Here is a 13295-nt window from a genome sequence, read left to right as displayed (position 1 = left end):
AGTAAGTGATAAAACTGGTGTATCTATTATTTTTATAAATTAGAATACTATACACAATTGACTTTAAAATGATAAAAAAACGAAAAGAAACTTACAAATTAAATTTATCAGATAAGTCGATTACATCCATTACAGAAGACATTCTTAAATACCCCAATCTAAAAGAGCTAGATTTAAGAAATAACCATATTACCGAAATACCAGAATTCTTAACACGTTTAAAATATTTAGAAGTATTACTTCTTCGGAATAATAAAATTATTGTAGCTCCTGAATTATTATTACAATTTAGAGCATTACGCGTTTTAACTTTACCTGAAAATAAAATAACAAAAATTCCGGAAAGCTATAGCGCTTTAACTCAACTCGAAAAGTTCGACATAGGCTCTAACCCACTAACTGAATTTCCAGAATGGTTATGGCGTTTATACAAGCTAAAAGATTTAGGTATATACGATCTTAACTTAGAACATCTACCACAATCGGTAACAAAAATAAGTAGCCTAGAAACCCTATCACTCGATGGAAATAACCTAACAACTCTACCCGATTCTATAGAAAACTTAAGGCAACTTAAATGGTTATGGGCAGAAGGCAATTGTTTTGAAAAGCTACCCGAAAGTTTTGGTAATTTACGATCGTTAAAGATTTTTAATTTATCAGTAAATAAAATAAAAAATCTCCCAGAATCTGTTGCAAACCTGCGAAACCTCGAAGCCATTCATATCGGAGAAAATAAGCTTCAAGCATTACCAAAAAACATTGGTAATCTAAAAAAACTAACAACTCTAGATGTAAGCTACAACCAATTAAAAGAATTACCAGTTTCGTTTAGTAATTTAATTTTAAGCACCTTAGATTTTTGGGTAGAGGGAAATCAATTTAACGACGAAACTATTGCGCGAATAAAAAAACTAATTCCTGATATAGACGAGTCTGATTTTGAGCCGATCGAAACTAAAAAAGAAGACTCTTTAGACACAAAGATAAACCAACCACAGCACATAAAGCAAGCCGAAAACAACGATGTAAAAACAGAAACTATAGACTCCAATAGCTACAACTGGTTTCAGTTTAAAATCTATTCTATTCTTATTCTAGTACTCGCTGCACCCTTCCTTTTGTCCATTATTTTTAAAAAGCAAGATCCCATTGCAAAAGCAATAGAAAAAGCAAATAACGATTACAGTAAGGTATACAATCTTTATCAAGAAAATGAAAACAAAATATTAAAAGAAACAGAATATCTTTATGTTTTCACTAACGATACTAATAATTTAAAAGCTACTATACGCCCAAATATTGATTATTACGTGAACGAGTATGCGATGTCTTACCAAAACCTGCAATGGAGAGCAAATGAATTAAACGATTTTCTTCAAAATAAAAGCAAAGGTTATGATATCTTGCTAAATAACAATAGAGTTCGCTTTTACCAAGGAAAATTATTCGATTCGATAATTCCCGAGAAAGCTCCAAAAAAATATAAACTAGTTGTAGATTATAAACTTACTCAACAGGAACTCGATGCGAAAAAAAGAGCAGAGAAGAAACGTAAATATAGGCTTTATAGCAAAGATAAAGACTCACTACACGATACATATGGCATTGTAATTACAACCGAAGAACTTAAGAACAAAACACTCGAATCGAGCTTAAAAAAGCTGCTTATGCCAAAAATAGATTTAGAAAATAAAAATTTCTTTTTCTATTTCTCTCCTTATGATGGTAGTTTAACAAAACAAGAGTTTATAGCTGCCATAGAAGATTTTAAAATTATGTTTTTAAAAGACAAAAAATTAAACAAAAATTTCACTATTAAAAAATTGAAAATTGAAAAAACAGAATAACTATAACATAATTTACAATACAAACCCGCTTTTTCGAGCATGCTCAATAGCTTGTTCGCTAGTTTCAACCAATAAAACAGGTGTAGTTTTGTAATCCTTGAACAATCCAGAAACACGAAGCATTTTCTTTTTATGCTTTACACTGCGTAAATAAATGGCTGAAATTCTATCGGGAAAAACCTGAGTAATTTCAATATAGATATCAGGATCGTGTTCACCGCAATCACCAATTAAAATAAATTTTAAATCGGGATAGGACTTTAATAAATTTATGATTTCCCTTTGTTTTTCTGGCTTTTCATCTTTAGATTTTCGTTTAAAAACACTCGGAAATTTCCTTAAAATTATAGGACCAGCAGGAAATTTATTTTGCTTTAAAAAATAATCCAAATATCTATAAAGATTCCAAGGACTATGGCTTACGTAAAAAATAGGATTAGCTTCATGTCCCGCCTTTCCTTTATGTAATAACTTATAAAATTCTGCAGCACCTTCTAAAGGCAATCGTTTTCCTGCCGACTTTAAAAACGTGTTAAAAAGCACTCGCCATTTAAACATAGAAACAATACCGGTATGCAAAATAGTATCATCAATATCGCTTATAACACCAAACCGCGTACTACCAGAAGGAATAAGCATATGTGCAGAAAACTTATTCTCAAACTGAATTTCTCGTTTTACAAGTTTATTTTTAAAAGAAAATTCAAATCGAACCCAACCTTCATCATCTTGATACTTACAAATATCATCAACCGTTTCATCTAATAGAAAATAACCTCTTTCGTCTGTTTTAGTGTAAAATAAGCTATCAACGCCAAGTTTAACAACTAGTTCAGCATGTTTTATTTCATCTGTTTCAAAACGTTTCCATGCATTAATGAGTAGTTTTAAAACACTTTTTTGCTCCAAATCAATACTTTCATCTTCTATAGCTCGACCACGTAAATACACACGGCTGCCAGTGCCATAAGTTTTAAATGCTATAATTTGAACGGGATCTTTTTTGAACATACAGATTACAAAAATACAAAAAACCACGCTTACACGTGGTTTTTAAAAATTACTAAAAAAAGAAGTCTAATCTAATTTAAAACATCTTCTTCAACTTTATTCATATCATTTTGTATTTCGATAATTACATCTTTACCATCTTCATTTAAAGCCGCAAGATTTTTCTTTACCTCAGCTTCTGTACCTTCAAAATTCTCATAGGTTGTAGAACCTTCTCCATTTTTTGTCATTACCGTTTTCACAATGGCTTTTACAGTGCCATCGTCATTTTTATGTATTTGAACATTTACTTCTTTTTTAACTTCAACTTGCTCTATACCATCCGTTTTATTAACATAAGCAGCAACATCATTGGAAGATATTGCAATACTTGGAGCGATAACCAAAGCCACAACCGACATTAATTTCAATAGAATATTTAATGAAGGACCAGACGTATCTTTAAATGGATCTCCAACCGTATCTCCTACAACGGCTGCTTTATGAGCATCGGTTCCTTTTCTACCTTGTTCTTCAATAGTTTTCTTAGCATTATCCCAAGCACCACCAGCATTAGACTGAAAGATAGCCATAAGAACACCACAAGTTGTTACTCCAGCTAAAAGCCCACCTAACATTTCGGCACCACCAATAAAACCAACCGCAACAGGTACAGCAATCGCCAATAACCCTGGCAATACCATTTCTCTAATAGATGCTTTTGTAGAAATATCAACACATTTATCGTATTCAGCATAACCATCGGCCGCATCAAAAATAGCACGATCTTCTTTAGTCGCTTTAGACATATCCGAATCGTATTTACGCATTACAGCCAAAGCTGCTTTTAATTGAGGTATATCTCTAAATTGTCTTCGTACTTCTTCTATCATTGCCATAGCAGCACGCCCTACCGCATTCATTGATAATGCAGAAAAAACAAATGGTAACATACCTCCTACTAATAAACCAGCCATAATCTGTGGTTGAGATACATCAATTGCGGTTACGCCAGCTGTTTTCATAAAAGCAGCAAATAAGGCTAATGCCGTTAACGCTGCCGAAGCAATAGCAAATCCTTTACCAACTGCTGCAGTTGTATTACCAACAGCATCTAATTTATCCGTACGCTCACGTACTTCTTTTGGCAATTCTGCCATTTCTGCAATTCCACCAGCATTGTCACAAATTGGTCCATACGCATCAACTGCTAACTGAATCCCTGTATTAGCTAGCATACCAACGGCTGCAATAGCAATACCATATAATCCAGCAAAATAATGAGACACCATAATTGCTGCAGCAATTAATAAAATAGGAATCATTGTAGACATCATACCTACACCTAAGCCTGCTATAATATTTGTAGCAGCGCCTGTTTCCGACTGCTCGACAATAGACATAACGGGTTTTTTACCTGTAGCCGTATAATATTCTGTTATTTTACCAACACCTAAACCTGCAACCAAGCCTGCTATAGTTGCCCAAAACACACCCATAGCACCAAAAGGTAATCCTTCAACAGATTCTGGAATTAATGCTTTAATAATAAAATAAGAAGCCACAACCATTAATCCGGCTGAGCCAAACTCACCTATATTTAATGCTGTTTGTGGATTCCCTCCATCTTTTACTTTTACAAAAAATGTGCCTAGTATAGACATTACAATTCCAACAGCTCCCAGAACTAAAGGAAGATACACAGCTCCTAAACCATTGAAATCTGGAGTTAAAATAAAAGCTCCTAAAACCATGGTACCTATAATAGAACCAACGTAAGACTCGAATAAATCGGCTCCCATACCAGCGACATCTCCAACATTATCACCAACATTATCAGCAATAGTTGCAGGGTTTAAAGGATGGTCTTCAGGAATTCCTGCTTCAACCTTACCAACCAAATCGGCTCCAACATCGGCAGCTTTGGTATAAATACCTCCACCAACACGGGCAAATAAGGCAATAGATGATGCTCCAAGAGAAAAACCAGAAAGCACATTAAGTACTAAAGATAAATTCTCTGGACCAGACCACATGTTTTGATAAAGCATAAATAATCCGCTTAATCCTAAAATACCTAAACCTACAACACCAAGCCCCATAACGGCACCACCTGCAAAAGCAACTTCTAAGGCTTTCCCTAAAGAAGTACGCGCAGCGTTTGTAGTTCTAACATTAGCTTTCGTGGCTACCTTCATACCAATAAATCCAGCTAATGCTGAACAAATAGCGCCAACAATAAAAGATACGGCTACCATACCATGAGAGCCCATTTCGGCATCTCCTTTAAAATATAATAAGATAGCTACAGCTACCACAAAAATTGATAAGATTTTGTATTCTGCTTTAAGAAAAGACATCGCTCCATCGGCAATATTCTTGGCTATTCTAATCATTTTTTCATCGCCTTGATCTTGCTTAGTAACCCAAGCACTTTTTATAAAGACGAACAATAATGCTCCAATTCCGAAAAGAGGTAAAAATTTTATTATTAATTCCATATTAGTTAGATGGTTTTGGGTTAGTTAATTTTTTCCAAAGCTAAAAATAAGGAAATATAATTAATAAAAAAAGCCACCTTTAGTTAAAGATGACTCATTTATTATACGATATTTTAAGAATCTACTAATTAGATAGTAAAAGTACGTTTTTTCTTGTGCTCGCTTTTATCATAACGATCTACACATTCATGATAAATTTTCACAGCTTCCTCTGCATTTCCCCAACCGCCTGTATCAACTTTTTTCTTCTCTAAATCTTTATATACTTGAAAGAAATGTTCTATTTCTTTTAATCTGTGTGGGTTTAAATCAGCAATATCCATTTTATTACTCCAAATAGGATCTGATACTGGTACGCAAATAATTTTTTCATCCGGACCTTTTTCATCAGTCATATAAAAAACACCAATTGGGCGAACTTCCATTACAACCATTGGGAATGTAGGTTGATGACCTAAAACTAATACATCTAAAGGATCTTTATCTAACGCTAATGTTTCGGGAATAAACCCATAATCACCAGGATACATCATTGAAGAAAATAACATACGGTCAAAACGGATTTTGTGTAATGTAAAATCGTATTCGTATTTATTTCTACTTCCTTTTGGTATTTCAATTAAAACATCAAAAGTTAAGGGTTGTGCTTGCTTTTTACTCATATTAAATCTTATTTTATATTTATCCTTTTAAGAAAGGATTTTATTTCTATATCAGAATACAAATGTACTGAACACGAAAGCAGTAAACAAGATAAAATAACTAGTTTTAATACAAAACAGTAAGCTTAATCCAAATTTCACCTTATCCTAATTCATGATTTAAAAGATAATTCTTCTATAATTTCATGTTTTTTTCTTACCAAAAAAAGATCTGTTTTTACAAAAGTCTTACATTAATTATAAAGCTTATCTATAATTAGTATCTTGTATTTTTTAAAATATCAATATATAACCATCACGATATGCGATTACTCCCTATTATAATTTTCACTTTTCTACTTAACTTTAGTTTAAATGCACAAACTAAACCTTGGCAAGGTAAATTTGAACCTATTGATAATTTAATTGCTGCACCAAATACTTACCGCACAGCAAGTGGTGCTCCCGGTAAAGATTATTGGCAACAGCGCGCTAACTATAAAATAAAAGCAACAATAGATGAAAAAACTAACACCCTTACAGGAGAAGAAACTATAACATATTTTAATAATTCTCCAGATGAGTTAACCTATTTATGGCTTCAGTTAGAACAAAATGTAAACAAAAAAGAGAATGAAGATTTTGGTAGTATCAATAATGAGATTAAAGATTTTATTACTACTAGAAAAATGCAATTTCTTACCCGAACTATTGACTTTCCTGCGGGTTACTCTATAAAGCAGATAAAAGACGCTAATAACCAAAACCTAAAAATCATGATAAATAACACCATGATGAAGGTTAAATTGAATGAACCTCTAAAATCTGGTGAACAAATTAGTTTTTCTATCGCATGGTCTTACCCAATAACAGATAGAAGCATGTACACACTATCTAGAGAAGGTTATGAGTATTTCCCTGAAGATGACAACAGTGCGTATTTAATTGCTCATTGGTTTCCTAGAATGGCCGTATACAGCGATACTGAAGGTTGGCAAAACCAACAATTTCAAAAGCTTGGCGAGTTTGCCTTAGAATTTGGAGATTACGATGTTGAGATTACCGTTCCTGCAGATCATATAATTGCTGCAACTGGCACATTAGAAAATAGTGAATCCGTACTTACAAAAACACAGCTTAAACGCTTGAAGGACGCTAAAACCAGTTTCGAAAAACCGATAATGATAATTACTAAAGAAGAAGCTGACCTCAACAAAAAGAATAAATCCACCAATAAAAAAACATGGAAATTTAACGCAAAAAATGTTCGGGATTTTGCATTTGCATCATCTAGAAAATTTATGTGGGATGCTCAAGCTGTAAAATTACCAACTAATACAGTAATAGCTATGTCGTTTTATCCAAAAGAAGGTTTACCCGTTTGGCAGGAAGAATCTACAAGAGCCATTAAAAATGCACTTGAAGTATATTCAAACGCAACTTTCGACTACCCTTACCCCGTTGCTATTTCCGTTAACACGTCTAATATTGGCATGGAATTCCCAATGATTAGTTTTAATGGTGGCCGCCCAAAAAATGGCAAAATAAGCGAAAAAGCTAAAGCAGGTATGATTGGCACCATCATCCATGAAGTAGGACACAACTGGTTCCCAATGATTGTAAGTTCCGACGAACGTAAATGGATGTGGATGGACGAAGGATTAAATACTTTTTTACACCAACGCACATTAAAAGAACGTTACCCAAATTACAGCCACGTTACACCTAAAAAAATTGTCCCGTTTATGACTGGCGACAAAAACATTTTACGCCCAATAATGACAACATCGGATAATGAATTATTCAATCAATTTGGAGCTAATTTTTATATTAAACCAACCGTTGGCTTACAAATGCTGCGTAATTCAATTATAGGTAAAGACTTATTTGATGAAGCTTTTAGAGAATATGCCAACCGATGGAAATACAAACACCCAAATCCAGCAGATTTATTTAGAACCTTAGAAGATGCTACAGCAACCGATTTAGACTGGTTTTACAAAGGTTGGTTTTTTACAACAGATTATGTTGATTTAGAATTAAGCAATATAAAATGGTTTAAAGTACATGAGGAAAACTCCAATTTAGAAGGCAAAAACACAACCTTGAATGCCAAGATAGAAATGAGTGGTCCTCATGGAGAAACAACAGCTAAAGATTTCTCGAATGGGCCAGAAATTATTAATATGATTTCGACTCCCGATAAAGATTACGGACAATTTACTTCACGTTTAGATGAATCTGAAATGCGCAAACAGCTTTCTGGAAAAAACATTTATGAAATTACAGTTAAAAACATTGGAGGTTTAGTAATGCCCGTTATTGTTGAATGGATTTATTCTGATGGTTCTTCGGAAATTGATAGAATTCCGGCTCAAATATGGAGAAGAAACGAATATGAAATCAAGAAAACCTTTATAAAAAGTAAAGAAGTTGTTAAGGTGAATTTGGATCCTAATTTTGAGCTTGCAGATACCGATATGAATAACAATAGCTTTCCTAAAACAGATTCAAAATCGGAGTTTGATAGGTTTAAATCCAAAAAATAGAACTAAGCTTTTTTAAAATTATAAATAAAAAAACCAACTAAATATTTTAGTTGGTTTTTTTATTTGATTAAGATATCACTATTTTTAAGCTTCTTTTTTCTTCTTCTTAAAACTCATAATCACCAAAATAATCATTCCGGTTGTTACCGATAAATCGGCCATATTAAAAATACCTGTTCTAAAAACACCTCCTAAATCAATAAAGAAAAAATCGGTTACAGAACCATAAACTACACGGTCGTAAACATTAGCAATACCACCACCAATAATACTAGCAAAAGCAAAAAGAGATAAATTATCTAAGCTTGTATCTTTTAAAATATGACGCAAAACAAAAGCTAAAACAATAATAGGCAGAATTAATAATAAAATAATTCTAAGTGTTGGGTTTAGATCGCTTCCCATACCTAAAAAAGCACCTGTGTTTTCAACATTCATTAAAATAAAAGCATCCCCAATTAGCGAAATACGTTCTCCAGGATGAAGATCTGTGCGTCCAACAATATTATTTCGAACTAATATTTTAGAAATTTGATCAACAGCAATAGTTAAAACAATAACTAAAATAATGTAAATCGAGCGTTTTGTAATTTTCATTTACTTATTTGTATCTAACGTTGCAGAAGCCGTTTCCGAAGCTCTATTAATTTTTTTAACTAAACCTTGTAAAACTTTACCGGGACCTACTTCAGTAAATAAAGTAGCACCATCGTTTATCATTTGTTGTACAGATTGCGTCCAACGTACAGGCGCAGTAAGTTGCAAAATTAGATTCGCTTTTATTTCCGATTCATCGGTAACCGCACTTGCCGTTACGTTTTGATAAATTGGACAATTTGGTTTACTAAATTTTGTGTTTTCAATAGCTGCCGCTAATTCTTCTCGAGCAGGCTCCATCATTGGTGAGTGGAATGCACCACCAACAGGTAATACTAAAGCACGACGTGCTCCAGCTTCTTTCAAAGCCTCACAAGCTTTATTTATAGCTTCAATTTCTCCCGAAATCACTAATTGACCTGGACAGTTATAATTTGCAGGAACAACAACACCTTCTATGGTTTTACATATTTTTTCTACTACAGCATCTTCTAAACCTAAAACTGCAGCCATAGTACTTGGCTTTAACTCGCAAGCTTTTTGCATCGCAATAGCACGTTGAGAAACCAGTTTTAAACCGTCTTCAAAAGTTAATGCTCCATTGGCAACTAATGCTGAAAATTCACCTAAAGAATGTCCTGCTACCATATCTGGTTTAAAACTTTCGCCTAAAGTTTTCGCTAAAATTACCGAGTGTAAAAATATAGCTGGTTGTGTAACTTTGGTTTGTTTTAAGTCTTCCGCAGAACCTTCAAACATAATGTCGGTAATGTGAAAACCTAATATATCGTTAGCTTTTTCGAATAAACTTTGTGCTAAAGGAGAGTTTTCATAAAGGTCTAAACCCATTCCTGAAAATTGTGCGCCTTGGCCTGGAAAAATATATGCGTTCATAAGTTGATCTATTTTTAGTGCTGCAAAAATAACAATTATTAACTATTATCTATGGATTTAATCATTTTAGCCGGATTTCCTGCAATAAAAACATCATCTAAAAAAATTCTAGTAACCACCGAACCTACACCAAACACTAAATTATATCCAATAACGACACCTAGACAAATAGTAATATTTCAACCAATCCAAATGTTATTACCTGTTTTTATGTTGTAACCATAATCGCAATAAAAAGCGTTTTTATATAAAGTTTTTCTCCTGCATTAGGCATCAACACTTTAAAAACAGCTTCATATTCTATTTTCTCTGTAACACTAAGTGTGTTTATTTTATCTAAATGAATTCGGGTTTCGAAACGTTCTTAAATAAGCGTTTCATCTTCGGTATTGAATAGATTTCCCGCAATCATTTTTTCTTTTTCAGTCATAAAAATGAAGTATAAAGATCCTGGAGACTATAAGTTTTCCGTTGCCGCTTCTGCACAACGCTCACCATCCATAGCAGCCGAAACAATACCGCCTGCATAACCACCACCTTCACCACAAGGAAATAAATTAGAAATTTGAGGGTGCGCCAAATTTTCTTTTCGAGGAATAGAAACTGGAGACGATGTTCTAGATTCCACACCAACAACATTAGCCTCCTCGGTGTAATACCCTTTCATTTTTTGTCCGAAAGCTTCAAACCCTTTTCTTAATCTGCTTCCTATAAATTTTGGTAAAAGCGAATGTAATGGCGCTGAATTTAATCCCGGTTGGTATGAAGTTGGATTTAAACTTGACGATAGATTACCTTTTACAAAATCGGTTAATCTCTGGGCTGGAGCTACTTGACTTCTTCCGCCTGCGGTAAAAGCTAATCGCTCTAAATTCTTTTGATATTCTAAACCTTTTAATGGGCCGAATTGCTCGTATTTAGGTAAATCTTTGTTCACATCAATTTCAACCACAATACCCGAATTGGCAAATAAATTATTCCGCTTCGACGGCGACATACCATTTACTACAACTTCACCATTTGCAGTCGCTGCCGGAACAATAAATCCGCCTGGACACATACAAAATGAATAAACACCACGTTCGTTAACTTGTTGTACTAACCCGTAAGATGCGGCAGGCAAAAGCTCGTGACGATCTCCAGAACAATGGTATTGAATAGAATCGATAATATGTTGCGGGTGCTCAACACGAACACCCATTGCAAATGATTTTGCTTCTAAGGCTATTTCTTTTTTATGAAGTAAATAAAAGATGTCTCTTGCAGAATGACCAGTTGCTAAGATAACTTGATCTACTGGGATTTCTTCTTTATTAAGAAGTTGAATAGCTTTGATGCTATTATCTTTTATAATGAAATCGGTAACTCGTGTTTCAAAATGCACTTCTCCACCATAATTTAAAATGGTTTCACGAATATTCTGTACCACTTTTGGAAGTTTATTTGTTCCTATATGTGGATGTGCATCAACTAAAATTTGATCGGTTGCTCCATGAAAAACTAAATTTTCAAAAATACGGCGTACATCACCACGTTTTAAACTTCGTGTGTAAAGTTTTCCATCACTATAAGTTCCTGCTCCACCTTCTCCAAAACAATAGTTAGAATCTTCGTTTACAAAATGATCTTGGTTTATAGCTTTTAAATCACGACGACGATCTTTAACATTTTTTCCACGTTCTAAAACAATAGGTTTAAAACCTAGTTCTATACAACGCAACGCCGCATACATGCCTGCAGGTCCGAAACCAATAATATGAATGGGCTTAGCTTTTGAAACATCTTTGTAATCGAAAATATAATCGGATTTTTCCGGTAAAGCTTCGCGAATATAAACAGCTACTTTATAGTTGAGAATTATTTTAGGTTTTCTAGCATCTATAGATTTTCGTAAAACTTTTACGCCCGTAATATCTTCACGATCAATATCTAATTTTAAAGCAGACTTTAAAACGAGAATATCACTGCGTTCTTCTTCTTTTAATGAAATACGAAGTTGAAGTTCTTTTACCATAAATATTGAAATTCTGTATAGAAATTAAATGAGAAAATATACTGATTATTTTCTTTCGTAAGTCTGAAAAGTAAATTCGTAATCATGCTTTCCATCTTTACTATGAAACTTATGTGCCGTTTCTTTCCAAATCGACATATCAATTTTCGGGAAGTACGTATCGGCCTCAAAACTTTCATGCACTCTTGTAATCTCAATTTTATCTGCTATAGCCAGTGCTTGTCTATAAATTTCACCACCACCTATAATGTAAGGTTGTAAATCGCTTTTACAAGCTATAACAGCTTCTTCTAAGCTATTTACTAGAATAACGCCCTCAGGTGCTTTATAATCACTTTGGCGCGTAATTACAACATGTGTACGGTTTGGCAAAGGCTTTGGGAAGCTTTCAAACGTTTTACGCCCCATAATAATATGGTGATTGTTCGTTAAGCTTTTAAATCGTTTTAAATCGTCGCTTAAATGCCATATTAGCTTATTACCTTTCCCTATCGCATCGTTTTCCGCTGCAGCGACAATAATAGTGAGTTCCTGTTTATTAGAACTTAACGGTTCTATTGCATTTTGCTCACTCTTAAAGACTTCACTTTTAACAATATGCTTTTCTTCTTTAGCTAAAGTGGTCTTTAGAGTTTCAATACGAGCTTGTTGTTTGGCTACTAGTTTTTCTAATTGTTGTTTCTCCCATGCTTTACCCATAAATTGATGCGTAATAAACACATTTAATAAATGGTATAAAAAGAAAAATGACCAAGCCAAAATAGCATACAAAAACCATTCTTTTCCAAAAAAAGTAATGTCTTTACCAATACCTAAAACGGTATTAGCGATTATTAAAAAAACTGCGCCAAGCAAAAATATAACAAAATGAATATATAATCCTTTCTTTTGCTTAATGCGTTTTTGAGCATTTTCTATAAGCTCTAATTGGTCTTTATCTATTTGTGGAGTGGGTCTTTTTTTTCCGAACATAATATAAAAATAATAGATGTAAAGTTATAACTTTTTAATGATATGCCGAAGTTTATTTAATTTGTTGTATTTTAGAGAAACACTAAGACTTAAACTCTCAAAACTATTTGAAAATCAAGCAAAAAGGCGTTTTTTTCATTGCTGATTTTATAAAAATTTTGCTGATTTTATTATTTACCGTGAATTAATGGGAATGCATATTAATAAATTGATAATTTTTTGATGTTAAGGCTTCTAAATGATAATGCATTTAATAAACTTTTATAAATTTGTAACATAAACAACAT

General features: G+C 33.3%; 10 protein-coding genes. 3 read left to right on the top strand and 7 right to left on the bottom strand.

What is annotated here, in order from left to right:
• Nucleotides 1–68 precede the first annotated feature (68 nt).
• Entirely contained in the window at nucleotides 69–1850 is a 1782-nt protein-coding gene (locus tag GQR97_RS08045) for a leucine-rich repeat domain-containing protein (RefSeq protein ID WP_158847251.1), read from the top strand.
• A gap of 12 nt (nucleotides 1851–1862) precedes the next feature.
• On the opposite strand, the gene GQR97_RS08040 is transcribed toward GQR97_RS08045, so the two are convergent.
• From GQR97_RS08040 to GQR97_RS08030, 3 genes are all read right to left on the bottom strand, one after another.
• The gene (locus GQR97_RS08040; protein WP_158847248.1) at nucleotides 1863–2861 is read right to left on the bottom strand and encodes an App1 family protein; all 999 of its coding nucleotides are present in this window, start codon (nucleotides 2859–2861) and stop codon (nucleotides 1863–1865) included.
• Nucleotides 2862–2932: 71 nt separating this feature from the next.
• Nucleotides 2933–5341, bottom strand: coding sequence for a sodium-translocating pyrophosphatase (locus GQR97_RS08035; RefSeq protein WP_158847246.1), 2409 nt, complete (start codon nucleotides 5339–5341; stop codon nucleotides 2933–2935).
• Nucleotides 5342–5469: 128 nt separating this feature from the next.
• On the bottom strand, nucleotides 5470–6003 hold the full coding sequence (locus tag GQR97_RS08030; protein WP_158847244.1) for an inorganic diphosphatase: 534 nt from the start codon (nucleotides 6001–6003) through the stop codon (nucleotides 5470–5472).
• Between the two features lie 302 nt (nucleotides 6004–6305).
• Between GQR97_RS08030 and GQR97_RS08025 the strand changes: the two genes are divergently transcribed.
• Nucleotides 6306–8531, top strand: a complete 2226-nt coding sequence (locus tag GQR97_RS08025; RefSeq protein WP_158847242.1) for a M1 family metallopeptidase — start codon at nucleotides 6306–6308, stop codon at nucleotides 8529–8531.
• A gap of 84 nt (nucleotides 8532–8615) precedes the next feature.
• On the opposite strand, the gene lspA is transcribed toward GQR97_RS08025, so the two are convergent.
• Nucleotides 8616–9128, bottom strand: a complete 513-nt coding sequence (lspA, locus tag GQR97_RS08020; RefSeq protein WP_158847240.1) for a signal peptidase II — start codon at nucleotides 9126–9128, stop codon at nucleotides 8616–8618.
• On the bottom strand, nucleotides 9129–10022 hold the full coding sequence (gene fabD, locus GQR97_RS08015) for an ACP S-malonyltransferase (RefSeq protein ID WP_158847238.1): 894 nt from the start codon (nucleotides 10020–10022) through the stop codon (nucleotides 9129–9131).
• 51 nt (nucleotides 10023–10073) lie between these two features.
• Between fabD and GQR97_RS08010 the strand changes: the two genes are divergently transcribed.
• Nucleotides 10074–10241, top strand: a complete 168-nt coding sequence (locus GQR97_RS08010) for a hypothetical protein (protein WP_158847236.1) — start codon at nucleotides 10074–10076, stop codon at nucleotides 10239–10241.
• A 238-nt stretch (nucleotides 10242–10479) separates the two neighbouring features.
• On the opposite strand, the gene GQR97_RS08005 is transcribed toward GQR97_RS08010, so the two are convergent.
• Entirely contained in the window at nucleotides 10480–12036 is a 1557-nt protein-coding gene (locus GQR97_RS08005; RefSeq protein WP_158847234.1) for an NAD(P)/FAD-dependent oxidoreductase, read from the bottom strand.
• A gap of 45 nt (nucleotides 12037–12081) precedes the next feature.
• Nucleotides 12082–13008: a dihydrofolate reductase gene (locus tag GQR97_RS08000; RefSeq protein ID WP_158847232.1), complete on the bottom strand. Its 927-nt coding sequence runs from the start codon at nucleotides 13006–13008 to the stop codon at nucleotides 12082–12084.
• Nucleotides 13009–13295: the final 287 nt, after the last annotated feature.

Origin of the sequence: Algibacter sp. L1A34, from assembly GCF_009796805.1 — a bacterium.
Classification (GTDB): domain Bacteria; phylum Bacteroidota; class Bacteroidia; order Flavobacteriales; family Flavobacteriaceae; genus Algibacter.
Note: the sequence above shows the minus strand (reverse complement) of the source record. Positions and strands in the feature narration are given on the sequence as shown.